The 22,580-nt window shown below is 65.1% G+C and carries 25 protein-coding genes and 1 pseudogene; 14 read left to right on the top strand and 12 right to left on the bottom strand.

Annotated features, from left to right (window positions below):
• Window positions 1–2 precede the first annotated feature (2 nt).
• The gene (locus tag AC1DOQ_RS12180; RefSeq protein WP_477363921.1) at window positions 3–161 is read left to right on the top strand and encodes a hypothetical protein; all 159 of its coding nucleotides are present in this window, start codon (window positions 3–5) and stop codon (window positions 159–161) included.
• A 57-nt stretch (window positions 162–218) separates the two neighbouring features.
• Entirely contained in the window at window positions 219–806 is a 588-nt protein-coding gene (locus AC1DOQ_RS12185) for a DUF4254 domain-containing protein (protein ID WP_477363924.1), read from the top strand.
• On the opposite strand, the gene AC1DOQ_RS12190 is transcribed toward AC1DOQ_RS12185, so the two are convergent.
• Window positions 797–1,849 carry a glycosyltransferase family 9 protein gene (locus tag AC1DOQ_RS12190; protein ID WP_477363927.1) on the bottom strand — a complete coding sequence of 351 codons (1,053 nt, stop codon included), beginning with the start codon at window positions 1,847–1,849 and terminating at the stop codon, window positions 797–799. The two genes, AC1DOQ_RS12185 and AC1DOQ_RS12190, sit on opposite strands and share 10 nt — an antisense overlap.
• Before the next feature lie 133 nt (window positions 1,850–1,982).
• On the opposite strand from AC1DOQ_RS12190, the gene nudC reads away from it, so the two are divergent.
• Window positions 1,983–2,816 (top strand): NAD(+) diphosphatase, encoded by an 834-nt coding sequence (gene nudC / locus AC1DOQ_RS12195; RefSeq protein ID WP_477363930.1) that lies wholly within the window; start codon window positions 1,983–1,985, stop codon window positions 2,814–2,816.
• Window positions 2,817–2,857: 41 nt separating this feature from the next.
• Here nudC and AC1DOQ_RS12200 read toward each other — a convergent pair whose 3' ends face one another.
• Window positions 2,858–3,736: a hypothetical protein gene (locus AC1DOQ_RS12200; RefSeq protein WP_477363933.1), complete on the bottom strand. Its 879-nt coding sequence runs from the start codon at window positions 3,734–3,736 to the stop codon at window positions 2,858–2,860.
• A gap of 150 nt (window positions 3,737–3,886) precedes the next feature.
• Between AC1DOQ_RS12200 and folE the strand changes: the two genes are divergently transcribed.
• The 3 genes and pseudogenes from folE to AC1DOQ_RS12215 all read left to right on the top strand — a co-directional run bounded on the left by folE (window position 3,887) and on the right by AC1DOQ_RS12215 (window position 5,750).
• A complete protein-coding gene (gene folE / locus AC1DOQ_RS12205) occupies window positions 3,887–4,453 on the top strand; it encodes a GTP cyclohydrolase I FolE (protein ID WP_442121237.1) in 567 nt (188 codons plus the stop codon).
• A gap of 244 nt (window positions 4,454–4,697) precedes the next feature.
• Window positions 4,698–4,973 (top strand): annotated as a pseudogene (locus tag AC1DOQ_RS12210) (transposase); the annotation flags it as partial.
• A 168-nt stretch (window positions 4,974–5,141) separates the two neighbouring features.
• Entirely contained in the window at window positions 5,142–5,750 is a 609-nt protein-coding gene (locus AC1DOQ_RS12215; RefSeq protein ID WP_477363936.1) for a phosphatase PAP2 family protein, read from the top strand.
• 17 nt (window positions 5,751–5,767) lie between these two features.
• On the opposite strand, the gene AC1DOQ_RS12220 is transcribed toward AC1DOQ_RS12215, so the two are convergent.
• On the bottom strand, window positions 5,768–6,193 hold the full coding sequence (locus AC1DOQ_RS12220; protein ID WP_477363939.1) for a hypothetical protein: 426 nt from the start codon (window positions 6,191–6,193) through the stop codon (window positions 5,768–5,770).
• A gap of 130 nt (window positions 6,194–6,323) precedes the next feature.
• On the opposite strand from AC1DOQ_RS12220, the gene AC1DOQ_RS12225 reads away from it, so the two are divergent.
• Genes AC1DOQ_RS12225 through AC1DOQ_RS12235 form a run of 3 tightly spaced genes read left to right on the top strand, consistent with a single transcriptional unit; the run spans window position 6,324 to window position 10,133 of the window.
• On the top strand, window positions 6,324–6,905 hold the full coding sequence (locus AC1DOQ_RS12225) for a (2Fe-2S)-binding protein (RefSeq protein WP_477363942.1): 582 nt from the start codon (window positions 6,324–6,326) through the stop codon (window positions 6,903–6,905).
• A gap of 13 nt (window positions 6,906–6,918) precedes the next feature.
• Window positions 6,919–7,929 carry an FAD binding domain-containing protein gene (locus AC1DOQ_RS12230; protein ID WP_477363945.1) on the top strand — a complete coding sequence of 337 codons (1,011 nt, stop codon included), beginning with the start codon at window positions 6,919–6,921 and terminating at the stop codon, window positions 7,927–7,929.
• The gene (locus AC1DOQ_RS12235) at window positions 7,926–10,133 is read left to right on the top strand and encodes a xanthine dehydrogenase family protein molybdopterin-binding subunit (RefSeq protein WP_477363948.1); all 2,208 of its coding nucleotides are present in this window, start codon (window positions 7,926–7,928) and stop codon (window positions 10,131–10,133) included. The genes AC1DOQ_RS12230 and AC1DOQ_RS12235 overlap by 4 nt, the downstream gene beginning before the upstream one ends.
• Before the next feature lie 6 nt (window positions 10,134–10,139).
• Here the strand turns inward: AC1DOQ_RS12235 and AC1DOQ_RS12240 are convergent, their stop codons facing one another.
• The 6 genes from AC1DOQ_RS12240 to AC1DOQ_RS12265 all read right to left on the bottom strand — a co-directional run bounded on the left by AC1DOQ_RS12240 (window position 10,140) and on the right by AC1DOQ_RS12265 (window position 16,064).
• On the bottom strand, window positions 10,140–11,651 hold the full coding sequence (locus AC1DOQ_RS12240) for an efflux transporter outer membrane subunit (RefSeq protein WP_477363951.1): 1,512 nt from the start codon (window positions 11,649–11,651) through the stop codon (window positions 10,140–10,142).
• Window positions 11,652–11,660: 9 nt separating this feature from the next.
• Window positions 11,661–12,599 carry an efflux RND transporter periplasmic adaptor subunit gene (locus AC1DOQ_RS12245; RefSeq protein WP_477363954.1) on the bottom strand — a complete coding sequence of 313 codons (939 nt, stop codon included), beginning with the start codon at window positions 12,597–12,599 and terminating at the stop codon, window positions 11,661–11,663.
• Window position 12,600: 1 nt separating this feature from the next.
• On the bottom strand, window positions 12,601–12,807 hold the full coding sequence (locus AC1DOQ_RS12250) for a DUF1656 domain-containing protein (RefSeq protein WP_442121245.1): 207 nt from the start codon (window positions 12,805–12,807) through the stop codon (window positions 12,601–12,603).
• A gap of 13 nt (window positions 12,808–12,820) precedes the next feature.
• On the bottom strand, window positions 12,821–14,860 hold the full coding sequence (locus AC1DOQ_RS12255; RefSeq protein ID WP_477363957.1) for an FUSC family protein: 2,040 nt from the start codon (window positions 14,858–14,860) through the stop codon (window positions 12,821–12,823).
• Complete coding sequence (locus tag AC1DOQ_RS12260; RefSeq protein WP_477363959.1) at window positions 14,857–15,333, bottom strand: MarR family winged helix-turn-helix transcriptional regulator; 477 nt, start codon at window positions 15,331–15,333, stop codon at window positions 14,857–14,859. The genes AC1DOQ_RS12255 and AC1DOQ_RS12260 overlap by 4 nt, the downstream gene beginning before the upstream one ends.
• A gap of 101 nt (window positions 15,334–15,434) precedes the next feature.
• Window positions 15,435–16,064 (bottom strand): HAD hydrolase-like protein, encoded by a 630-nt coding sequence (locus AC1DOQ_RS12265; protein ID WP_477363962.1) that lies wholly within the window; start codon window positions 16,062–16,064, stop codon window positions 15,435–15,437.
• Window positions 16,065–16,120: 56 nt separating this feature from the next.
• On the opposite strand from AC1DOQ_RS12265, the gene AC1DOQ_RS12270 reads away from it, so the two are divergent.
• Window positions 16,121–16,897 (top strand): hypothetical protein, encoded by a 777-nt coding sequence (locus AC1DOQ_RS12270; RefSeq protein WP_477363964.1) that lies wholly within the window; start codon window positions 16,121–16,123, stop codon window positions 16,895–16,897.
• Between the two features lie 15 nt (window positions 16,898–16,912).
• On the opposite strand, the gene AC1DOQ_RS12275 is transcribed toward AC1DOQ_RS12270, so the two are convergent.
• Window positions 16,913–17,425 (bottom strand): DUF4124 domain-containing protein, encoded by a 513-nt coding sequence (locus tag AC1DOQ_RS12275; RefSeq protein WP_477363967.1) that lies wholly within the window; start codon window positions 17,423–17,425, stop codon window positions 16,913–16,915.
• Window positions 17,426–17,678: 253 nt separating this feature from the next.
• Between AC1DOQ_RS12275 and AC1DOQ_RS12280 the strand changes: the two genes are divergently transcribed.
• A complete protein-coding gene (locus AC1DOQ_RS12280; protein WP_477363970.1) occupies window positions 17,679–18,857 on the top strand; it encodes an acyltransferase family protein in 1,179 nt (392 codons plus the stop codon).
• A 9-nt stretch (window positions 18,858–18,866) separates the two neighbouring features.
• On the opposite strand, the gene AC1DOQ_RS12285 is transcribed toward AC1DOQ_RS12280, so the two are convergent.
• Window positions 18,867–20,453, bottom strand: coding sequence for a TonB C-terminal domain-containing protein (locus tag AC1DOQ_RS12285; RefSeq protein WP_477363973.1), 1,587 nt, complete (start codon window positions 20,451–20,453; stop codon window positions 18,867–18,869).
• Between the two features lie 218 nt (window positions 20,454–20,671).
• Between AC1DOQ_RS12285 and AC1DOQ_RS12290 the strand changes: the two genes are divergently transcribed.
• From AC1DOQ_RS12290 to AC1DOQ_RS12300, 3 genes are all read left to right on the top strand, one after another.
• Window positions 20,672–20,959: an SHOCT domain-containing protein gene (locus AC1DOQ_RS12290; protein ID WP_477363976.1), complete on the top strand. Its 288-nt coding sequence runs from the start codon at window positions 20,672–20,674 to the stop codon at window positions 20,957–20,959.
• Window positions 20,960–21,029: 70 nt separating this feature from the next.
• Window positions 21,030–21,329, top strand: a complete 300-nt coding sequence (locus AC1DOQ_RS12295; protein ID WP_477363978.1) for a hypothetical protein — start codon at window positions 21,030–21,032, stop codon at window positions 21,327–21,329.
• A 453-nt stretch (window positions 21,330–21,782) separates the two neighbouring features.
• Window positions 21,783–22,010 carry a PEP-CTERM sorting domain-containing protein gene (locus AC1DOQ_RS12300; RefSeq protein ID WP_477363981.1) on the top strand — a complete coding sequence of 76 codons (228 nt, stop codon included), beginning with the start codon at window positions 21,783–21,785 and terminating at the stop codon, window positions 22,008–22,010.
• 100 nt (window positions 22,011–22,110) lie between these two features.
• On the opposite strand, the gene AC1DOQ_RS12305 is transcribed toward AC1DOQ_RS12300, so the two are convergent.
• A complete protein-coding gene (locus AC1DOQ_RS12305; protein WP_477363984.1) occupies window positions 22,111–22,464 on the bottom strand; it encodes a hypothetical protein in 354 nt (117 codons plus the stop codon).
• Window positions 22,465–22,580: the final 116 nt, after the last annotated feature.

The following is a 22,580-nucleotide window of genomic DNA, read 5'->3' on the forward strand; positions in this document are numbered from 1 at the left end:
CCATGGTCGAGGAAGCCGCCGGCGCCTCCCAGTCGCTGCAGGAGCGCGCCACCGGACTGGCCGACCTGGTTGCCGTGTTCCGCCTGGGCGGCGGCGGGCAAGCCCGGCCCCAGCAACCCCTGCAGCTTTGCGCAGTCCCAAGGACCCGCACGGCTGCGTGAACCCCGGCAGTCCCGAAGACTCCAAATGCTGTCGCCACAGTACAGCACGGAGTCTTCATGCACAGCACCATCGACGCGGCATCGGTCGCGGCTTTCCACGACAGGCAGTTACGCAATCCTGACTGGCCCATCTTCGACGACGCCCAATCCGGCGCCTGGACCTGGATCGCCGCCAACCACCGCTACAACGGCCTGCTGTGGCGCGAGGAAGACCGCGCCCGCCGGTTCGACGTGCCGCCCACCGGGATCGCCGCCAGCAAGCGCCTGATCGACCGCTACAACCAGAAGCGCAACGACGCGGTCGAGGCCCTCGACGAACGCCTGCTGCGCGAGTTCGAACGCATCAGCCGCCGTCCCGGCGCACGCCTGTCGAGCGAAACCGCGGGCGCGATGATCGACCGCCTGTCGATTTTGGCACTGAAGATCCACCACATGCGCGTCCAGGCCCAGCGCCACGAAGCCGGGCCCGATCACATGCACGCCTGCGCCTGCAAGCTGGAGCGCCTGGTGGCCCAGCGCGAAGACCTGATGTCCTGCCTCGACAGCCTGCTGGCCGAGGCGCGGGCGGGACTGGCTTTCTTCAAGGTCTACCGCCAGTTCAAGATGTACAACGATCCCAGCCCGGCGGAGCAAGGTCACCAGTAAGGCCACATTCCCAGGCTGCGCTGGCGGCTGGGCCCGGTGCCGGAGAGCAGGGCGCGCGCATGCTGCAGCACGACGGCGGCACGCTGGGCGTCCGGGTCCCAGATGCAGCGGTGGCTGTGGCGGTCGAGCGGGGCCCAGCGCGCGATGTCGGCCTTGCTGAACACCACGACGCTCTTGAGCCTGAGGCCGGCGGCAATGTGGGACACGCCGGTGTCGTTGCACAGCAGAAGCCGTGCCTTGCGCATCAGCACGGCCATGGCGCCGATCGAGATCGGGGCGGCGGCATTCAGCGGCTTGTGATGCATGTGGGATGCCACTTCGGCCGTCAGGTCGGCTTCGGCGGCCGATCCGGTCAGCACCGGCTGCAGGCCGAATTCCGCCGCCAGGCGGTCGCCGACTTCAGCGAACTGCCGCGGCGGCCAGCATTTGTCGCGCCGGCGCGCGCCGGGGTGGATGCAGAAATAGGCGCCGTCCTTCAGCTTCTTCGCCAGGCCGCTGGCATCGAGTTCTTCCTCGTCCTGCTGCGACAGCGGGAATTCCAGGTGCAGCCCGGCCGCCTCGGCGCCGAGTTGCTCCATGAGGCGCAGCAGGCGCTCCGGCTCGGCTCCCGTCTGCGGATAGGGCAGCAGGACGGTACGGTCGCGAACCACCGCCTCGCCGCGGGAATAGCCGGCCAGCGCCTTGGCGCCGAAGCCGCTGACGATCTCGTTGCTGACGTCGCCGCTGCCGTGCAGCTGGATCGCCAGCCCGAACTCGCGCGCGGACAGGCTGTTGTAGAAGCGCGCCAGGCCGTCTCGCTGCACCGGCTGTTCGGGCAGCAGCGGATGGCCGGGAAAGGGGATGAACTCGTCGACGTAGCCGGTGAAGCGGTCGGCGAACTGCTGCGCCCAGGGCAGGCCAACCAGGGCGATGTGGGCGCGCGGCACGGCCGATCGCAGCGCCCGCAGGGCCGGCACGGCGCACAGCATGTCGCCCAGCTGGAGCGCGCGGAACACGACGACGGAAGGCGGGGCGAGGCGGTGCAGGAATGGACGGCGGATCATCGTTTCCTCCTTCGGCTTGGAGCATGATGAGCCGGGAATAGTTCTGCACCGCCGATCGAGGGACATCAGGGCACGGTCATCGAAGCCGTGCGTGTCGCGGTATGATCGGGTTATCTCGTTACCGGATACCACCATGCTCCAGACGCCCGCCTCGTTCACGCCCCTGATGGCGCCCCCGCAGGACCCGCAGCAAGCGGATGACGCGCTGTCCTTCATCTTTCATGCCGGCCGCCTGCTGGTGCGCGAAGCCGACCTGGCCCTGCCCGACCGCGCCGCCGTCGCCGGCCTCGCTCTCGACCCGCAAGCCCTGCAGCCGGTCGGCCTGCTGGACGGCCGCTATTGCCAGGCCGGCTGGGTCGAGGACGAAGCGCGCGCGCCCCAGGGCTATGGCTGGCGCGGCCTGCGTTCGCTGTTCGCGGAGTTCGACGAGACCCTGCTGGGGGTGGCCGCAAGGGCGGCCCAGGTGGCCGAATGGGCGCGCACCCACCGCTTCTGCGGCGCCTGCGGCAGCGGCACCTTCCGCATGGCGGGGGAACGTTGTTTCAAGTGCACGAACTGCGGCCACATGGCCTATCCGCGCATCTCGCCGGCGATGATGGTGCTGATCCGCAAAGGGGATTCCTTCCTGCTGGCCCTGCACACGCAGTCGCCCTCGAAGCGCTTCGTGCCGCTCGCCGGCTTTTTGGAGGCCGGCGAATCGATCGAGGAAGCGGTGCACCGCGAAGTGTTCGAGGAAGTCGGCCTGCGCGTGCACAACCTGCGCTATTTCGGCAGCCAGTCCTGGCCCTTCCCGCATTCGCTGATGATCGCGTTTACCGCGGATTACCTGGACGGCGAGATCCGTACCGATCCCAACGAGATCATGGAGGCACGCTGGTTCGGTCCCGACGACGAGTGGCCGGAGCGCGTGCCGCATGTGTCGGTGTCGAGCGTGCTGGTAGACGCGCACCGACCTTCCGGGCGCTGATAGCCAGGCGCTCTTAGTGCCTGGAAGGGCGCTGAGTTAATTCAAGGCAGCGGCACTGGCGCCGCCGCCACTTTCCCCTCGATCCGCACCGCCAGCGGCACCTCTTCCGGCTTGGCGCCGGTCGCGCGCATGCGCACCACCCGCTGCATCAGGTCGAACCAGAACGGGGCGCCGAACAGGGCGGTGGTGGCGGTGATCATCCAGCCTGCCGCCTGCAGTGCGAAGTCGGCGTTCGGCACCGGCGGGAATGCCGTCCAGCCGATGGGAAGGGCCATCAGGGCGTCGATCACGGCCGGGTCGAGCGCGCCGGGGGCGTCCTTCAGGTGGGCGGCCAGGGCCGGCTGCTGCCACAGGGTGCGGAACAGGTGGATGCTGTCGATGTTGAACAGGATCGCCAGCAGCAGCGACAGCAGCAGCGAGATCAGCAGCTGCTTGCGCTTGTAGGCGCCGGACATGCGCGCCATCGCATTGTCGAACCAGCCGGCCAGCATGTCCTGGAACTGCTGCAGGTCGCGCGCGCGGCTGACCATGCCCAGCATGGCGGCCCGCAGCTGCGGGTCGGCGATCGTGTCGATGGCGCTGCGCAACTGGAGGAAGTCGCCCGGCACCTTCCACAGGCTGTCGACCAGGGCAATCGCAAAATGCGCGGGTTCGATGTAGGATGGGCGGGAAGCAAGCGTGCGCTCGTCCGTGGCGTTGCCGTCGGTATGCGGATTGACCAGCGGATGGGCATACACGGCGCGCGCCAGGCCGTCGAAGCCCGGGTCGTTGAGCATGCTCTTGATACCCGCCAGCAGGGTGTTGGCGCGCAGGCGGAACAGGGAGGCCAGCGCCTCCTGCAAGGTGGTGACGATCAGGGCCACCGTGCCGTAACAGAAGGTCAGGCCGATGGCGACTTCCAGGACAGTGCTGCCGAGCATGGCTGTTCTCCTAGCAGTGAAAAGGACGTCGACCACGCTAGCGCATCGATGCCGCGGCCGCGTCCATTTCGCTCAAAGAAATAGCCCGCAGTCTGTAGATTGACTGCATTTTCTATATACTCTCGGCAGTCTTCAATTTTAGGGTTAACCATGTCTGACAAAGAAGTCTTCACCGAAAACGACTGGCGCCGCCTGCTGGCCAGCCTCGGCGAAGATCCCAACCGTCCCGGCCTGCACGAGACCCCGGCGCGCGTCGCCAAGGCCTGGAAGCACTGGACTTCCGGCTACGAGCAGGACCCGGTCGAGATCCTCAAGGCCTTCGAAGATGGCGCCGAGGAATACAACGAGCTGATCGTGGTGCGCGGCATCCCGGTCTACAGCCATTGCGAACACCACCTGGCTCCGTTCTTCGGCAAGGCCACCGTCGGCTATCTGCCAAATGGAAAAATCGTCGGCCTGTCGAAGCTGACCCGCCTGGTCGACGTGTTCGCCAAGCGCCTGCAGGTGCAGGAGCGCCTGACGGTCCAGATCGCCAATACGCTGATGGAAGTGCTGGAACCGAAGGCCGTCGGCGTGGTCATCAAGTGCCGCCACATGTGCATGGAAAGCCGCGGCATCCGCACGCCGGGCGAGGAAACCATCACCTCGGCCATGCTGGGCGAACTGCAGCCGAACCTGGGTCTGCGTACCGAATTCCTGGCGCTGGCCCGCGACTGATCTTCCCGGGCGGCCACGCGCCGCCCATCCCTTCCACCGGTCCGATGCGCCATGCCGCGCAGGGCCGCGTTCGCCGTGAATCGCCGTGTAAAAACCGCAGCACTGTGCGGAATCCCCTGCTACACTGTATTGACGGAAGCCCGCCATTCGACCGCAAGGCCGGATGCACCGGGTTTTCATGTGCTAGTCGGGAACCGTTCCGTATCACGCGTCTCCAATTGACTCCTTGTCTGAGGCGAACGACATGAACAGGCCTACATTTCCTAGCGACCTAACGCGCGAGCAGTTCGAGACCGTCCGTGAAATGCTGGAAGCGGCGCGCCGAAAGACCAGACCGCGCAAGCACGACCTGTACGATGTCTTCTGCGCCGTCCTGTATTTCCTGCATACCGGCAGCGCCTGGCGCAGCATGCCGCCCGAGTTCCCGCCCTGGCGTACCGTGCACGAATACTTCACGCAATGGACCATGCTACGCGACGGCGACCGCACCCTCCTCGAAAGCGCTCTCGAACGCCTCGGCCGCAGCACCGAGATTGCACGCTTGCGCCAGCTGACCGGGCAACGCTGAAGAACGCGGCGCAGGAAGCGCAAGCGCGTCAGCGAACTTGGTTAAATTTGCGTAATGGTGTGCAGCTTCCCACTGCCGAGCTGATACAGTCGCGTTTTGTCATCTGCGCGTCATGTAGTCATGCTCGAGAACATCAATCTGCTGTGGTTTTCCATGATCAACTCCAACGCCGGCCTGCATGGCTGGCGCCTGGAACTGGCCCTGTTCTGCGCCGAATGGCTGATCCTGCTGGTGCCGATCGGCCTGGTCGGCCTGTGGATGCGCGGGGCGGACGTGCAGCGCGAGGCAGCGGTGAAGGCGCTGGCCGCGACCGGCTGCGCTTTGGGCATCAATGCCGTGATCGGCCTGCTGTGGTATCACGCGCGGCCCTTCGTTGCCGGCGTCGGCCACAACTTCCTGCACCATGCGCCGGACAGCTCCTTCCCGAGCGACCACGGGACCATCATGTTCACCGTCTCCCTGGTGCTGGCCGCGAGCAGCGTGCCGGCGGCGAAGCGCTTCGGCCGCTCGCTGCTGCCGCTGGCCTTCGTGGTGGCGTGGGCGCGCATCTTCCTTGGCGTGCACTGGCCGCTGGACATGCTGGGTGCGCTGGCGGTGGCGCTGGGCATGACCCTGCTGTTCCAGACGCGCCTGGCGGACAGCGTCTGCGCGGTGCTCACCGCTTCGCTGGGCTCGCTGTACCGCCGCCTGCTGGCGGGGCCGATCGCGCGCGGCTGGCTGCGGCCGTGAAGGATGTCCAGAACAGGTTATTGAGCGCTGGCGGCCGCGCCTTCCGCGCGTTCGAACACCAGCTTTTTCCTGCCGTCGAAGTGGAATACGCCGATCGGCTGGGCCTGCACATTGTCGGAGGGCGGCGGCAGCTGGCTGCAGTTCCGGGTGTCGACCTGCCACATCTCGTCGCCCGAGCGCAGCAGGTAGCTGTCTTCACCGGTCGAGAACAGTTCGACGTTGAGGTCGGCCATCGGGGTCTTGCCGAGGTCGAACTGGCGCTGGCAGTCCGGCAGCCGCGACGCGATCAGGCGCAGTGCTGCCTGCTTGCTCCAGAAATAATCCTGCGTAACGACCACGATCAGGGCGTGGTCGCTGCTGTCGATGGCATAGCTGGCCGTTTCGTTGACGCAGCCGGCCAGCAGCAAGGGTGTCGCCAGGATCAGGAGGGAGCGTTTGGTCATGTCTGGAGTATAAAACAAAAATTTCCTAAGTGATTGATTCCTTGGCGGAATAACATCATGCGCGCTCCTCGCTTTCCGGATTTCGGCCATCATGGACCGATGTCAATCAGCTAAAGAAGCGGGTGGAACCATGCCTCAAGACGAACACCGGGAAATCGGACAGGGTGCGCATGCGCTGTCCCCCGCGCCCTATGCGCCGCCGCAGCCGCTGAGCTTGCGCATCAACGGCGCCGAACACCAGCTCAGCATCGAACCGCGCGTCACCCTGCTCGACGCCCTGCGCGAAGTCCTGCACCTGACCGGCACCAAGAAGGGCTGCGACCGCGGCCAGTGCGGCGCCTGCACCGTGCTGGTGGACGGCCAGCGCATCAACTCCTGCCTGACCCTGGCCGTGATGCACGACGGCCGCGAGATCGTCACGGTCGAAGGGCTGGGCACGGCCGGACAGCCGCACCCGATGCAGCAGGCCTTCATGGACTGCGACGGCTTCCAGTGCGGCTACTGCACGCCGGGCCAGGTGTGTTCGGCGGTGGCCCTGCTCGACGAGGTCAAGCAGCGCCAGGCCAGCGCGGTCACGGAGGGCGAGCAGCTCGAACCGTCCCTCTTCACCGAGGATGAGATCCGCGAGCGCATGAGCGGCAACCTGTGCCGCTGCGGCGCCTATCCGAACATCGTCAAGGCGATCCACAGCGTCGTGCTGCGCCAGGCCTGAAGGGAAACTCTGCATGCAATCGATCTTCTACGAACGCGCGCGTGACGTGAACCACGCGATCGAGCTGGCGCGCGAGCCCGGCGCGAAATTCATCGGCGGCGGCACCAACCTGCTGGACCTGTACAAGAGCGGCATCGAGAAGCCGGTGCGCCTGGTGGACGTCAGCCGCCTTGCGCTGTCCGCCATCGAGGAGCTGCCGAACGGCGGACTGCGCATCGGCGCGATGGCGAGCAACACGGCGGTCGGCACCGACCCGCTGGTGCGCCGGCGCTACCGGGTGCTGTCCGAAGCCCTGCTGAACGGCGCCACGACCCAGCTGCGCAATATGGCGACGGTGGGCGGCAACCTGCTGCAGCGCACCCGCTGCTATTACTTCACCGACCCCGCCTTCGCCCACTGCAACAAGCGCGATCCGGGCTCGGGCTGCGACGCCATCGACGGCCATAACCGCATCCACGCCATCCTCGGCACCAGCCCGCAATGCATCGCGACCCACCCGTCGGACATGGCGGTGGCGCTGGCCGCACTGGATGCCGTGGTCCACCTGCACGGACCGGACGGCGAGCGCCAGGTGCCGCTGGTCGACTTCCACCGCCTGCCGGAAGACCGGCCGGAGGTCGATACCGTCGTCAAGCCGGGAGAGCTGGTCACGGCGGTGGAGCTGCCGCCAATGCCGTTCGCGCGCAACTCGCATTACCTGAAGGTGCGCGACCGCGCCAGCTATGCCTTCGCGCTGGTGTCGGTGGCGGTGGCCGTCGACCTCGACGGCGGCAAACTCCGCGACCTGCGCATCGCGCTGGGCGGCGTGGCCCACAAGCCGTGGCAGGTACCGGATGCGGAAGCCATCCTGCGCGGCCAGGCGCCGACCGCCGAACTGCTGGCGCGCGCCGGCGAGGCGGCGGTCGCCGGCGCCCAGGCCTATGCGCACAACGGCTTCAAGATCGAACTGGCGCGGCGCGCGGTCGTGCGGGCGCTGCAGACGGTGATTCGCAAAGCAGGAGCGGAGAAAGGAACTGCGGTATGAACGGAATCGGCGCACCCATCAACCGTACCGACGCCTGGGCCAAGGTCAGCGGCGCAGCCCGTTACACGGCCGAACACCAGGTCGAGGGACTCACCTACGCCGTGCTGGTGACCAGCACCATCGCCAGCGGCCGGGTAGTCCGCATCGACGACAGCGCGGCCCGCGACGTGCCCGGCCTGCTGCTGGTGATGACCCCGCAGAACGCCATGCGCCTGCCGAAGGAAACGAAGGACGGCAAGCTGCAGCCGCCGATCGGCCGCCGCCTGACCCTGCTGCAGGAAGACGAGGTCTATTACAACAACCAGCCGATCGCGGTGGTCGTGGCCGACACCTACGAGCATGCGCGCGAAGCCGCGGCCCGTCTGCACATCGAATACGAGAAGAAGGAGGCGGTGCTCGACTTCGAACAGGCGAAAAAGAAGCTGCATCCGCCGGAGAAGGTGCTGACCGAGGAAACGGACACCAGGCGCGGCGACCTGGCCGACGGGTGGCTCGCCTCCAGCGTGCGCCTGGACCAAACCTATACGACGCCGATCGAGCACCACAATCCGCTCGAGACCCACGCCACCATTGCGGAATGGGACGGCGACAAACTGACCATCCACGAATCGACCCAGTACATGAAGGGCGTGCAGCGCATCCTTGCCGCCATCTTCTGCATCCCGCCCGACAACGTGACGGCGATCTGCCCCTACACGGGCGGCGGATTCGGCTCGAAAGGATCGGTGTGGTCGCACGCGCCCCTGACGGCGATGGCGGCGAAGATGCTGGGCCGTCCGGTCAAGCTGTCGCTGGACCGGAACAATATGTTCGGCCCGGTCGGCCAGCGCCCCAATACCGAGCAGCGCTTCCGGCTGGGCGCGAACGAGGACGGCAGCCTGCTGGCCTCCGGCCACGACACCATCGCCTATACCTCGATGATCGAGGACTGGATCGAACCCTGCGGCATCGTCACGCGCATGATGTACGAGAGCCCGCACCAGCAGACCACGCACCGGCTGGCCTGCATGAACCTGGGCACGCCGACCTTCATGCGCGCGCCGGGCGAAGCCACCGGCACCTTTGCGCTCGAATGCGCGATGGACGAGCTGGCGTATGAGTTGAAGATGGACCCGCTGGCGCTGCGCCTGAAGAATTACACGGAAAAGGACCCGGGCAAGAACCTGCCGTGGTCCAGTAAATCGCTGCGCCAGTGCTACGAGATCGGCGCCGAGCGCTTCGGCTGGAAGGACCGCAAGCCGCAGCCGCGCTCCATGAAGCGCGGGGACAAGCTGGTCGGCTGGGGCATGGCCACCGCGACCTATCCGACCAACCGCTCGGCGGGCGAGTGCTCGGCCAGCCTGCAGCCGGACGGCACGGCGCTGTTCCGCTCCGCCACCCAGGACCTCGGCACCGGCACCTATACCGTGATGACCCAGGTGGCGGCCGACGCCATCGGCCTGAAGGTGGAGCAGGTGCGCTTCGAACTCGGCAACTCGCGGATGCCGGAAGCGCCGGTCTCGGGCGGCTCGACCACGGTGGCCAGCGTGGCGCCCGCGGTGCAGGCCGCGGGACACGCGCTGCGCCTGAAGCTGGCGGGCATCGCGCTGGCCGACCAGGCCTCGCCGCTGTTCGGCGCCACCTCCGACCGCATCGGCGTCGAGGACGGCGAACTGTATCTGCTGGACGAGCCGTCGCGCCGCGAAGCCATGGCAAGCATCGTCGCGCGCCACGGCCAGCCGGTCGAGGTCACGGCGAAGGCGGAACCCGGCGACGAAAAGAAGAAGTATTCGATGCACGCCTTCGGCGCGGTATTCGTCGAGGTGACGGTGGACGAGGCGCTGGGCGAGATCCGCGTGCCGCGCGTGGTCGGCGTCTACGGGGTCGGCAAGCTGATGAACGAGAAGACCGGCTACAGCCAGCTGATGGGCGGCATCGTCTGGGGCATCGGCCTGGCGATGTTCGAGGAAACCCTCATCGACGGCCGTGCCGGACGCGCGGTGAACGGCAACCTGGCCGAGTACCACGTGCCGACCAATGCCGACATCCAGGGCATCGACGTGCAGATCGTCGACGAGGACGACCCGCATGTGAACCCGCTGGGGGCGAAGGGGATTGGCGAGATCGGCATCACCGGCGTGGGGGCCGCGATTGCGAATGCGGTGTACCACGCTACGGGGAAGCGGGTGCGGGATTTGCCGGTTACGCTGGATAAGCTCCTCTAACAGTTGTCAGTGGTGCCCGCCACCTGCCTGGTGCGCAGCGGTCTTCTGCTCGCCTTCGCCATGCTCCCCATGCTTGCCATGGGTATTCTCCCAACCACCCCCTAAAGCCAGGAACAGCTGCACCTGATCCGCCGCCAGCTGCGCATCCGACGCCGCCAGCAGGTATTCGGCGCTGGCCAGGGTGCGGTCGGCGTCCAGGGCGGCCAGGAAGTCGGTGCGGCCGTACTGGTAGAGCTTGGCCGTCTGCTGCGAGGCCAGCGCGCTCTGGTCGCGCGCGGAGCGCAGCATGGCGTTGCGGTCGAGTTCACGGGCATACACCGTCAGCGCCGATTCCGTCTCGCGCAGGGCGTTCAGCACCACCGAGTCGAAGCGGCCCAGCGCGGCCGCGGTGCCGGCATTGGCCTGGGCGATGTGCGAGTGCGCCGAACTGGTCGACGGCAGGCTCCACGAGATCAGCGGGCCGAGCGCGAACTTCCAGGTGTTCGCGTTGCCGAAGTCCTTCATGAAGCCGACGCCGCCGATCGAGGCGCCCAGGGTGATGTTCGGGTACAGCTCCGCGGTGGCGACGCCGATGCGGGCGGTGGCGCCTGCCAGCTGGCGTTCGGCCTGGCGCACGTCCGGACGGCGGCGCAGCAGGGCGGCGCCGTCGCCGACGGGAATCGCGGCGGTGACGCGCGGCGGTGTGGTGCACTGCGCCACCTCGGCCGGGAAGGCGCTCGGCACTTCGCCGGTCAGCACGGCCAGGCGGTACAGCGCGGTGCGCTGGCGCGCCATCAGCGGCGGCAGGTTGGCGCGCAGCTGGTCGAACTGGGCGGTGGCGCGGCTGGTGTCGATCGCGATGCCGCGGCCGCGCTGCACGCGCTCGGTGGTCAGCTTGACGAACTTCTCCTGCAGGTCGACCGACTGCTGTGCCACCTTCAGCTGGTAGCCGGCCGAGCAGGCTTCCACATAGGCGCGCGTGGTGTCGGCGGCGACCATCACGTGGGCCAGGTCGTCGGCGGCCTGGGCGGCGTCCTGGTCGGCTTCCACGGCTTCGATGGCGCGGCGGATACGACCGAACATGTCGAGCTGGTAGGAGACCTTGATGTCGCCATTGTAGATGCCGGTGCGCGGCAGCGTTTCGGGGATGCCGATCGATTCGCCGGAGAGGCGGCCATACATCGGCTCCACGCTGGCCTCGACTTCCGGCCGCTTCTTCTCTTCGACCTCTTCCAGCACCGCGTGCGCGCGCTGCAGGTTGGCGGCGGCCACGCGCAGGTCGGCGTTGGCGCTGAAGGCCTTGGCGATCAGTTTGTCGAGTACCGGGTCCTGGTACAGGTGCCACCAGTCGCTAGGGAGCGGCTCGGACTTGAAGGATTTTTCGGCGGCGCCCATGAAGGGCGCGTTGGCGGCGTCGCGCTTGACCACGGCGTTCTTGGGCACGTGGTAGTCGGGGCCGACCGTGGTACAGGCGGCGACCGCCGCCGCCAGCACCGACAGGGTCAGTACTCTTTTAGCAGTGGAGCGGTATCGGTTCATGATCATTCCTTAATGCGTTGCCTTCGCGGCAGGCGTTGCGGCGGGAGCGGCCGCCGGAGCCGGCGCGGGCTGGGCCACAGCCGGCAGCACTTTCACGGTCGCGGTCTGGCCCGCCACCAGGCGCACATTGGCCGGCACCGGATCGAGGGCGACGCGCACCGGGATGCGCTGGGCCAGGCGCACCCAGTTGAAGGTCGGGTTCACGTTCGGCAGCATGTTGGCGCCGGTGGAGCGGTCGCGGTCGGCGATGCCTTCGGCGAAGCTCTCGACGTGGCCGGGGATCGGCTGGCGCGTGCCCATCAGGGTCACCTCGACCTTGTCGCCGATCTGGATGCCGGGCAGCTTGGTTTCTTCGAAATAGCCTTCGACATAGAAGGTGTTGCGGTCGACCAGGGCCATCACCGGGTGGGACGCGGTGGCGTAGGCGCCTTCGCGCAGGTCGAGGTTGGTGACGATGCCGTCCACCGCCGACACCACGTGCGAGCGCTGCAGGTTCAGCTTGGCGGTATCGCGGTTGACCTCGGCCTGGGCCAGGGCGGCGCGCGCCTGGTCGGTGCGGGTCTGGCCCTGCTCGCGGGTCTCCTCCGAGACCAGGTCGTCGAGCTGGGTATTACGCTTGTTCTCGCGCTGGGCCTGGGACAGCGTTGCCTGGGCCGCGATCACCTGGGCCTCGGCCTGGCGCAGCGCCAGCTCGAAGCGTGCGCGGTCGATCTCGAACAGCGGTTCGCCGGCGGCCACGCGCTGGTTGTCGTGCACGTAGACCTTGGTCACCTGGCCGGTCACGTCCGGCGCCACCTGCACCACATAGGCCTTCACGCGGCCGTCGCGGGTCCAGGGCTCGACCTCGTAATGGCGCCACAGCTGCCAGCCCGCGTAGGCAGCGCCCGCGGCCACCAGCAAAGTGATACCCACCCGGCCCACCGCCGGAAGAAAATTTTTCGAAGCCATGTCAGGACCAGTTACGTGTGAAATACGTCAGTGCGCCAAGCACGATGACGAACAGGGAAAAATCGAACAGTGCCGGGTGCCATACCAGGCGATAGAAGCCGGTACGGGCCAGGACCAGGTTGAGAAGGCGCGACACCACCAACGCCGCCAGCGTGAGCAGCAGGAGCGGAGGAAGGAAGAGGCCATAGATGCTGACTTCGCCGATCATCGGATCTCCATTGTCAGATTGCAGTCATAAGGGCAGGCTGGTACGGCGCCGCCTGCGGGAACAGGTCGCGCCGGATGCCGGTGAGCGCCGCCAGCGCCTCGCGCTGGGCGGCATCCTGGGCGCCTTCGCAGATGGCGCGCAGCGAGTTGTCGAGGGCGTCGAGCAGCCGCGCTTCGCCATCCCTGTCGACGGCCGGCAGGCGCGCGAAATGCTGCGACAGCTGCGTCATCAGGGGGCGCAGGGCGGCGTCGCCGCGGCCGAGCTGGGGACGGGCTTGCTGCAGCAGGGTCATGTTCAGGCCGATGCGCAGGTCGCGTAGCGCGTCGCGCGCCTGCAGGTCCTGGTGGCCGCCGGCCGAGGCCAGGCGCGGGGTCAGCAGGCCGATGCGGTCGACCATGCGCGCCGAGAATTCCGGCAGCGTGGTCTTTTCGCCGGCGCCCAGGCGCGCCAGCTCGCTCCAGCCGGCCTTCAGCAGGCGGCGCGCGGTCCAGGCGGCGCCCACGGTGCGCACCACCCGGGTCGTCACCGCGGCCACGGTCAGGCCCAGCACCTGTGACAGCATCATGTTCATGAAGGACATCATGTCGGCGTTATGGGTATCGACCATGGCCAGGGTGCCGCAAATGCCGAACAGGAAGGGCATGGCGCGTCCGAAGGTGGCGGGACGGGCCAGCAGCACGCCCAGCACCAGGAACATCGGCGCGCACACCAGCATCAGCGCTTCGAAGCCGTGGACCGCCGGCAGCAGCACCAGCAGGTACAGGGCCGATACCGGGATCGAATAGATGGTCCAGTGCAGGAAGCTCTTGATGAAGGGGACCGGATCGTCCTGGGTCGAGAAGAAGCAGCACAGCACGGCGCACATCATCGGCGCGGTGGCGCCGCCCGGCCAGCCGGTCAGGATCCAGAATGCGCAGCAGATCAGCACCGCGAAAGTGGCGGCGAAGGCCGACAGCGCGGCCATGCCGTAGTCCAGGTGCAGGGCGCTGGGCGGCACGTTCGGCAGGTCGCGCACCTCGGCCGGCAGGCGGCCGGCGACGCCGGCGTCGATGTGCTGGCGCAGGGCGCGCGTCTCGAGGCAGATGTCGACCAGGCGGCGCAGGCGGGCGGCGAGATTCAGCTCGATCATGCCGACCCAGCCGAGGTCGCGGTGGACCGGCGGCGTGAGTTCGTCGATGCGGTCGTGCAGCAGCTTGCCCTGCCTGGCGATCACGGTCTCTTTCGGATTGTCGGTGAGCGCGACCACGTCCTTCAGCAGCGCGCTCCAGTGCTCCGACACCCTGGTGGCGCCCATGTTGCGCAGCGCGGTCAGGCGGTCTTCGATGCCGGAGACGACCGGCACGAACTGCGCCAGGCGTTCCTGCAGCGCGTTCACCGCCCGTCCGGTCCAGCGCAGGTGCGAGGTGTCGAAGGGCAGGTGGGTGCTCATCAGGCGCAGCTCGGTGATGTCGCCGGCCAGCTTGCGGCGGTCGCCGGCGGAACGGACATCGCCGGCCGGATTCAGGGCGTCGCGGATCCAGTGCTGGGCATCGCGCACCGCATGGTCCAGGCGCGCCAGCAGCACCGGGCCGAAGGGCGCCGGCAGCACCAGGCTGTGGATCAGGGTCGCGCAGGTCACGCCCAGCGTGATTTCTTCCACGCGCGCCAGCGCGATGTCGAAGATGGCGCCCGGGTCGTTCACGGCCGGGAAGGCGATCAGGCCGGCGGTGTAACCGGCCAGCATCAGCAGGTAGGAGCGCGGGGTGCGGTCCAGCAGCGAGACGAACAGGCAGCCGCCGATCCACAACGCCAGCACCAGCGACAGCAGTTCGGGCGAGTTGACCAGGCGCGGCACCACGAAGGTGACCATGGTGCCGCCCAGGATGGTGCCGCCCGCGCGGTACAGGCCCTTGGAACGGGTCGGTCCGGTAAACGGGGCGGCACAGATGTAGGCGGTCATCATCGCCCAGAAAGGTCGTGGCAGTCCGATGCGCATCGAGATGTACACCGCAAGCATCGCTGCCACGAATGATTTGACGGAGAACAGCGCCTCCGACCAGGTGAACAGCTTCATGCGCTCTTGCGTTCGGCAGCTTGGGGCAGGGTCAGATTGGTGATGGCGTCGGGCAGCCCGGCCAGCACGCGCAGGCAGGCTTCGACGTCGGCCGGTGCGAAGGCATCGAACAGCTTGCGGCGGAACGGGATCAGGGCCTGGTCCATCAGCTCGGCGGTTTTGTAGCCTTCGGTGGTCAGGCGCAGGATCTTGGCGCGGCGGTCGTTCGGATCGTCGTGGCGCTCCAGCAGGCCGGATTCGATCAGGTGGTCGACCACGCGCACCAGCGACGAGGCTTCCAGGCTCAGGGTCTCGGCCAGCACGCCGGGGCGCACGCCGTTCTCGCCGAAGCGGCTGATGACCAGCACCGGCAGGCCGGTCGCTTGCGACAGGCCGTAGTCGGCCGCGACCTTGTCGGCGGCGGCCCGGTAGACGCGCGAGGAAAGGGTGAGGGCGGCGGTGAGACTGCTCAGGGTCTGGTCCGATAGGCGCATTTATTTATTCATGTAAATACTATTTGAATGCGAAAGTTTAGCATGCGAAGTAGTTGCTTTCAATGAGGGGAAACCACATTTTTGTGCGTTGCAATAAATTCTTACAAATCGGCTATCCGGCGCAGGTCGGATGGGGTGAAGAATTCGACATCGCAGCCGGCCGTCCGCAGCGCCTCGATGGCGGCATAGCCCCAGTGCACGGCGCCGAAGGCCACCCCGGCCTTGCGCGAAGCCTCGGCGTCGGTGCCCTGGTCGCCGATGCAGATCGCCTCGCCGCCGGCGACGCCGCAGCGCTTCAGCACCGCGCGGATGCGGCTGGCCTTGCCGAAGATCGGCATCCCGCATTCGAACTGCCTGACCAGGGCGGACAATTCCGGCCCCAGCACGGTGCGCACGTTGTGCTCGGAGTTCGACGACACCACGGTGATCAGCACGCCGCGCTCGGCCAGGTGCCGCAGCGCCTCGGCGACGCCGTCGAACAGCGCGATCGAGCCGGCGCTCTCCTTCATCATCGCCATGAAGGTCCGGGAGGCCGCCGGCAGCTTCCAGGCCGGCATGCCGACGTGCTCCATCATCTGCCGCGTGTCGTAGTGGCGCAGGTGGGCGGACTTCGCGATATCGATGCGGCGGAAACCATGACGGTCAGCAATCGTGTTGAAAACACTGAGGAAGAAGGGGAAGGAATCGGCCAGGGTGCCGTCGAAATCGAAGATGGCGAGTCGGTAAGTCATGGGTACCGCAGCATGGGATAATTGCCGACTAGACTATACATGATCCCGAGCCTGCCTTGACCACCGTCCTCGTCCTGAAGCTGTGCCTTGTTCCCTCCCTGATCTACCTGGTCACGCTGGCTGGACGGCGCTGGGGACCGAACGCGGCCGGATGGTTGTCGGCACTGCCCATCGTGGCCGGCCCCATCCTGTTGACCATGGCGATCGAGCAGGGTTCCGGCTTCGTGGCAACGGCCGCCGCGCATACCCTGATTGCGGTGATCGCGGTGCTGGTGTTCTGCCTGGCCTACGCCTGGGCTTCCGGCCGCTTCGGCGTTCCCGGCTCGCTGCTGGCGGCGCTGACGGCCTATGCGGCCGCGGTGGCGGGCCTGCAGCTGATCGAACTGCCGCTGCTGCCGGGCTTCGCCCTGGTCGTCTGCGTGCTGGCGCTGGCGCCGCGGCTGTTCCCGCGCATGCCTGGCGCCGGCGCGCGCAGCCCGGTGCAGCCGAACGACCTGCCGCTGCGGATGCTGGCCGGCGCCCTCCTGACCCTGACGGTCACCTATGCCGCCGCCGGCATCGGGCCGCGCCTGAGCGGCTTCTTTGCAATGTTCCCCGTGATGGGCACGATCCTGGTCGGCTTCTCGCATGCCGCATCGGGGCGCGAGTATGCGGTGAATATCCTGCTCGGCATGGTGCGCGGGTATTACGCGTTCGCGACTTTCTGCGTGGTGCTGTCGCTGCTGTTGCGCGGGCAGTCGATCGGGCTGGCGTTTTGCGTGGCGGCCGGGGCGGCGCTGATGGTGCAGGTGGTCAGCAGGCGCGGCTTGGCGGTGTCGATGACGCGGGGGTGATGCCTGGACTGGACGTCAGCAGCGGAGTTCCCGGAAACGCTGCCGCATCAAGAACAGGCGTACCTGTACCTCGCGTATCACGTTCTGTGCGGCGCGCTTTTCTTCGTTTTCCGTGGTGGCGAGATCCTGATCCAGGCGGCGGCATTCCTGTTGTGCTGCTCCAGACAATTTGAGCCGCCGTCCCTGGACTGCAAGCTGTTTGGCGTCCAGGCCGGTAAGCGGACGTATGGCCTCCGCAAAAATTTCATGATTGAGTTCGCGCTGGACGTCCGAGCCGACTCGCTTTTCCCCAGACAGTTTGTTGACTCCCCGAGTCGGCTCGACCTCCAGTTTTTCGGCGCCCAGGCAGGGGGAATCCGAGTAGCTGAGCTTGCCTTGTTCATTGCATTTGTACAGCGTCCGCGAGGGCGCATGGAGAGTCTGCGCCAACGTACTAGATGTCGTGCTCAGCGCATATGTCCCGACAAGGATTGCAGCGACAAATCGCGGTATCCATCGAATGGAGAACCTGTGCTCATTCGTCTTCATTAAAGGCTTTCTGGTATGTGTCCGCTCAGAACTATATTCCAAGAGAAGCCTCCGAAAATCCTCACATTCCCACTCCATTGAAAGCGATTTGATCGCGAATAATCGCAGCTAAATAATGCGTATTGACGGAAGTTACTGAATGTAACGAGTGGCCGTATTTAGCCTTGGTGGGCTATCATTCGCGCCCGCTCGGCAATATCGGCAGCACCTCGCCCGATCAAGGTCGGGCAAGGAATTGCTGAGGATATTGCCGATGAAGTTAGGAATGGGAGCAAGTGGGCCGCAGCGGACGGTCCAGAAACAGTTTGGCCTGATTAATCTGCTGAAGGCCGGCGCCGCGCAGCTGATCGTCCTGCACCACCTGGCGTTTTATGGCCCCATGGCCGATCAGGCGCGGCCGCTGATGCCGGCGCTGATCGACTGGCTCGACGAATACGGCCGCATCGCCGTACAGGTATTCCTCGTCGTCGGCGGCTTCCTGGCCGCGAAATCGCTCTCTCCGCAAGCCCATCCCGGCATCGAACATCCTTTCGCCACGATCTGGCGCCGCTATATCAGGCTGGCACTGCCCTTCATGGCGGCGATGCTGCTGGCGATCGGCGCCTCCGCATTGGCCAGCCAATGGATGACCCACGATTCGATCTCGGCGCCGCCGACATTGTCGCAGCTGAGCGCGCATTTCCTGCTGCTGCATGACGTGCTGGGTTATGAGGCTTTGTCGGCCGGCGCCTGGTATGTGGCGATCGATTTTCAGTTGTATGCGCTGGCGACCCTGCTGCTGTGGAGTGCCGGCCGCGTTTCAGGTCGGAAGCGCCAGTCCTGGCTGATGCCGGCCATGGTCGCGATTGGCGTCTGCATCTCCCTGCTGTATTTCAACCGCGATGCCGATTGGGATGTGTGGGCGCCGTATTTCTTCGGCAGCTATGGGCTCGGCATGCTGGCATGGTGGGCGAGCGATCCGGCACGCCGCCCCGGCGAAACCGCCTTGCTGTTGATGGTCATGGTGGTGCCGACACTGCTGGCATTGAATCTCGAATTCCGCAGCCGGATTGCGGTGGCGCTGGTGGTGGCGTGCGTGCTGTTCCTGTTCGGCCGCATCAGGCTCGCGGATTATCGCGGCCATGGATGGGCCTTCGTGAATCGCATGGCGGCGATCTCGTTTTCGGTCTTCCTCGTCCACTTTCCGGTATGCCTGGTGGTGAATGCGGCGTTTACCCGTTTCGTGTCGGATCAGCCGCAGGAGCAGGCACTCGGGATGCTAGTGGCGTGGATGGCCAGCCTGGCAGCCGGGGCGGCCTTTTACCGCTGGGTGGAAAAGCCCTTGGGCCGGGTGCTGACGAGTTTCCTGCAGCCTGCGACGCCTCGGCCATCCCTGTCGATCCAGGCAGGAATGCAGAGCCGGGCCGTTGCCAAGCTGCGGCTTTATCGCTAATCCTGGGATTTATTCCAGGCGGACAGCAATATCGAAGATCCAGGTGCGGCGGATTTCGATCACGTCGTACTGGCGCGCCAGGGACGGCGGAAACGCGCCATACGGAGCCTGGCTGGCGATGATCTTTCGCACCGCGTCGTCGATGGCGGGAACGCCGCTCGACGTCACGAAGGTCACCTTTTCCACGGTCCCGTCGGACCGCACGGCGATCGTCACCGTAGGCCGGTTGTGAGGCTGCTTGACGACCTCGCGGATCATTTCGAAGCTCATGTTCTTTTCGATCTTCTGGCCGATCGCCTCGGCGTAAAGGACGAGATCGCGATTCGCATCAGCGCGGCCGAACAGCCAGCCGCGGCGCAGGTTGCTCGCCGAGGGAAGCGTAGAGCGGGCGGTCGCATCGCGTTGGGCCGCTTCCTGCACCAACTGCCTTCCGATCGCCTTGAGGCGCTCCTCGCGTTCGGCTTCCTGCGCGGCCTTGTCGCGTAGCGCCTGTTCCCGCCGTGCGGCGTCGGCGCGTTCCTGTTCCAGTTTTTCTGCCGCCAGGCGCGCCTTTTCGGCCTGACCGGCCTGTTCTTGGCGCAATGTCTCCTGGCGTTGTGCTTCCAGCTGTGCCTGTTTCAGCTGTTCCTGCCGAGCGGCTTCCTGCCGAGCGGCTTCCTGCCGGGCGGCCTCCTGGCGAGCAGCTTCCTGGCGGGCGCGTTCCTGGCGCTGCAGCTCCAGTTGCGCCTGCTTTGCCTGCTCTTGCCGGATGGCTTCCTTGCGCGCCGCTTCCTGCCGAATGAGCTCGGCTTTTTCCTGTTCTTGGCGGGCAGCCGCCTCCCGCGCTTTTTCTTCCTGCTTTGCCTGTTCCTGACGCAAAGTTTCGCGCCGCAAAGTCTCCTGCCGCGCAAGTTCCTGGCGTTCGGCATCCAGTCGGGCGGCCTCGTCCTTTGCGGCCCGCTCGGCGCGGGCGGCCTCTGCGCGGAGCAGCTCCTGGCGGCTTGCCTCGCGTTGTGCGGCGGCCATCAATTCGGTTTGCCTCAGGTTTTCAGCAAGCTGCTTCTCCTGTTCGAGTCCGGCCTGATCGAGTGCCGCGCGTTCCTGGATCGCCTGTTCAACCGGCGGCTGCGCGACATCGCGGGCGATGCTTTCGGTTGGCGCTTCGTCGATGTGTGCCGGGGACTGTTTCGGCACAGTGGCCGTCGACAGCTTTGCGAGGGCTTGCTTGTTCACCGTCATGACGGGTTCGACCGCGGATGCAGGCGCCGACGCTGCAGCCGGCTTGGGATTCGGCACGGGCGCCGCAATCGGCGACGTCGCCACGGACGACACCGTGCTGCCCACCGTGGAGACGTTCTCCGGGGCGAGCACGGGGTTGGCTTCCTGGGCCGGCGACTCCGGCCGCGGTGGAAAGACGCTGTTGCGGGCATGTGCGGGCGCCGGCAATGGCGCGAGCATGACCTGCAAATCGTCGGCACCCAGCCGTCTTTCTTTCCATGGCAGCTTGAAACCGGGCAGGCCGAAGGTCTGGCCACCGAAGGTAATGCTGAGCAATAGCGCGTGAAGCAGCACGGCGATCAGTATCGCAGTGCTCATGCGTCGTTGATCGCTCTGCATTAGGAGGCCACGGAAGTGCATGGTGCTGGCTGTCGAAAACATGAGCACAGACTATCACAGCGGTATTCTCTATTAATAGAAAAACAAAGAAAGCGTGGTTTCTTTGCCAGTCCGGCGGCACATGGCGAAGCTGCGGCTTGATCGATACGTTCCCGCGACGCCTTTTGTCGCTGCCTTGATGAGAATACTTGTTAGCTTGGACTTTTATTCAATAAATCATGCGCATTGTTCTGATGATCGGCGTCATCCTTTTCTTTTTCTTCCTGCTTTGCGGCGTCTATGCCAGCCTGTCCTCGGTCGCGCGTGGCGCCGGCCGTATCCGTTCCCGCCTGGTAGCGAAACCGGAGCCGGTTGTCGCCGATGCAGCCGGGGGCGATCCGGATGACATCGACAAGCTGAAAAGCCTGTTCGCGCTGTACCAGCAGGGCGCCTTGACGAAAGAAGAATTCGACCAGCTCAAGCGTCATTTACTCGCGACGCTTCCGCAGCGAGCATGCGGAAGCTGACTAAATTCAACACTACGCCTGGCGTCCCGTACTTCAATGAGGGTTTCGGTCCGCTTACGGAGTGTCCACAGTGAAACGATGCCTTCTTGGTTTGGCCCTGCTGTTTGCGGGCATGCCGGCCCTCTGCCAGGATTATCTGCCGCGCGACGTGCAGCGCTACGTCGATCGCCGCGAAAGCTGCGACCGGTTGCGCGGGGAGCGGGAGCGCGTGAATGAGGTGAGCCGCGAGTTGCGCAGCTTGTGCGGAGGGATGGACAGGGAGCTGGTCCAGCTGAAGAAGAATTATGCGGGTAATTCGACGATCATGCAGATCCTGAATCAGTTCGAAGGACCTGTCGAAGTGGCTGAAGTGCCGGTCCGGCGCAAATAAAAAAGCCAGCCTCGAAAGGCTGGCTGTTTGCCGATCAGCGATCAGTCGGGATGTAGGGGGACCCAATTAATGGCACGCAGCCACCATCTTCCCATAGTAGCACTTAGTATTTCGATCAGGATAAATTGGCAAACATGTGCTCATAATCTGGCCCATGCTGAATCTAAACGAATTATCTTGTTTTTGGCGAAAAACATAACTTTTTCCAATTATAGGTCGGTATTGGCGAAAGGGCCAGTAACATGATATCTAGAATTCAATTACTTTTGGCGTAGTTAAATTAATTATTTGTTACAACAGGTTTCCATGCTCGAAAGCAAAGTTTACGGATGTGTTGATGGGCTGGCAAGCTTAGGTAGTTGGATGATCGAGAGGGCCAAGTAAACCCTATTGTCGTCCCTAAAACAGATGTGGGAGCGAGCAACTGACTTGTTTCTGTATGACAATGGAAAAATGTTCGACATCAACGCCCTGGTCACGGGATTTAGTCAGGTCTCTGGCGATGTTTTCCTTAATGCCTTTGGCCAGATTGTCGGGGCCGGGACGATCAACGGTCAGGTGCACGCCTTCCTGCTGACGTATGAAGCCGACGCAAACAACGTTCCCGAACCGGCGTCAATCGCGTTGCTGTGCATTGGCCTGCTCGGTGTTGCCGCCGTCCGGCGCAAGCGTAGCCAATAGCCGTGGCTGATGGCCGCCTGACAAGTGCGCGCGGCGGTGACGAGACATAGTCGGCTCTCGCCGCTGCGCAGCACCAAATGTTTTTTAATTGCTCGTTCGGCTATTCGCTGTAATCGACGTTTAGGGTGTGAATAGGTAGGCGCACATGCAACGACTCCCCCTTTACCCGTTCCCTTGTTTCTTCGTCGGTAATCCATTCGGGAAGTGGCATGAGTTCGAGATGAGTCGGGATTTGCCGGACTTCGAGCTGACCTTCTTCCAGCCCTTTGATGAATCGCTCCCTCATCGCTTTTGGGACGTAGAAATTTAGCAAGGTTTTGCCGCCGCAATTCCGAACGTAGATTTCGATCTGTTCACCCATTTTCTCTTTAAATTCCGCGTCATTTAGAAGCATCTGGTCAGCCAAAGGAAAGTACAAGAGTTCGTCATCTTGTCCGTCAAGTTCGTCAATCAAACGGAATTTAACCTTGCATTTCCTAAACTCAATGGGCAATATTTATAAAATATAAGATTTACTTTCAGCAGAAAAGTCCTCGAGCTTTACACCTGCGTAATGTTGCAACATGCCAC

Source organism: Massilia sp. 01N417, assembly GCF_056399645.1.

Bases quoted from the DNA above. Each gene is read 5' to 3' on its own strand.
- AC1DOQ_RS12180 (WP_477363921.1), top strand. From the start codon at position 3: ATGGTCGAGGAAGCCGCCGGCGCCTCCCAGTCGCTGCAGGAGCGCGCC.
- AC1DOQ_RS12185 (WP_477363924.1), top strand. From the start codon at position 219: ATGCACAGCACCATCGACGCGGCATCGGTCGCGGCTTTCCACGACAGG.
- AC1DOQ_RS12190 (WP_477363927.1), bottom strand. From the start codon at position 1,849: ATGATCCGCCGTCCATTCCTGCACCGCCTCGCCCCGCCTTCCGTCGTC.
- nudC (WP_477363930.1), top strand. From the start codon at position 1,983: ATGCTCCAGACGCCCGCCTCGTTCACGCCCCTGATGGCGCCCCCGCAG.
- AC1DOQ_RS12200 (WP_477363933.1), bottom strand. From the start codon at position 3,736: ATGCTCGGCAGCACTGTCCTGGAAGTCGCCATCGGCCTGACCTTCTGT.
- folE (WP_442121237.1), top strand. From the start codon at position 3,887: ATGTCTGACAAAGAAGTCTTCACCGAAAACGACTGGCGCCGCCTGCTG.
- AC1DOQ_RS12215 (WP_477363936.1), top strand. From the start codon at position 5,142: ATGCTCGAGAACATCAATCTGCTGTGGTTTTCCATGATCAACTCCAAC.
- AC1DOQ_RS12220 (WP_477363939.1), bottom strand. From the start codon at position 6,193: ATGACCAAACGCTCCCTCCTGATCCTGGCGACACCCTTGCTGCTGGCC.
- AC1DOQ_RS12225 (WP_477363942.1), top strand. From the start codon at position 6,324: ATGCCTCAAGACGAACACCGGGAAATCGGACAGGGTGCGCATGCGCTG.
- AC1DOQ_RS12230 (WP_477363945.1), top strand. From the start codon at position 6,919: ATGCAATCGATCTTCTACGAACGCGCGCGTGACGTGAACCACGCGATC.
- AC1DOQ_RS12235 (WP_477363948.1), top strand. From the start codon at position 7,926: ATGAACGGAATCGGCGCACCCATCAACCGTACCGACGCCTGGGCCAAG.
- AC1DOQ_RS12240 (WP_477363951.1), bottom strand. From the start codon at position 11,651: ATGAACCGATACCGCTCCACTGCTAAAAGAGTACTGACCCTGTCGGTG.
- AC1DOQ_RS12245 (WP_477363954.1), bottom strand. From the start codon at position 12,599: ATGGCTTCGAAAAATTTTCTTCCGGCGGTGGGCCGGGTGGGTATCACT.
- AC1DOQ_RS12250 (WP_442121245.1), bottom strand. From the start codon at position 12,807: ATGATCGGCGAAGTCAGCATCTATGGCCTCTTCCTTCCTCCGCTCCTG.
- AC1DOQ_RS12255 (WP_477363957.1), bottom strand. From the start codon at position 14,860: ATGAAGCTGTTCACCTGGTCGGAGGCGCTGTTCTCCGTCAAATCATTC.
- AC1DOQ_RS12260 (WP_477363959.1), bottom strand. From the start codon at position 15,333: ATGCGCCTATCGGACCAGACCCTGAGCAGTCTCACCGCCGCCCTCACC.
- AC1DOQ_RS12265 (WP_477363962.1), bottom strand. From the start codon at position 16,064: ATGACTTACCGACTCGCCATCTTCGATTTCGACGGCACCCTGGCCGAT.
- AC1DOQ_RS12275 (WP_477363967.1), bottom strand. From the start codon at position 17,425: ATGAAGACGAATGAGCACAGGTTCTCCATTCGATGGATACCGCGATTT.
- AC1DOQ_RS12280 (WP_477363970.1), top strand. From the start codon at position 17,679: ATGAAGTTAGGAATGGGAGCAAGTGGGCCGCAGCGGACGGTCCAGAAA.
- AC1DOQ_RS12285 (WP_477363973.1), bottom strand. From the start codon at position 20,453: ATGCAGAGCGATCAACGACGCATGAGCACTGCGATACTGATCGCCGTG.
- AC1DOQ_RS12290 (WP_477363976.1), top strand. From the start codon at position 20,672: ATGCGCATTGTTCTGATGATCGGCGTCATCCTTTTCTTTTTCTTCCTG.
- AC1DOQ_RS12300 (WP_477363981.1), top strand. From the start codon at position 21,783: ATGTTCGACATCAACGCCCTGGTCACGGGATTTAGTCAGGTCTCTGGC.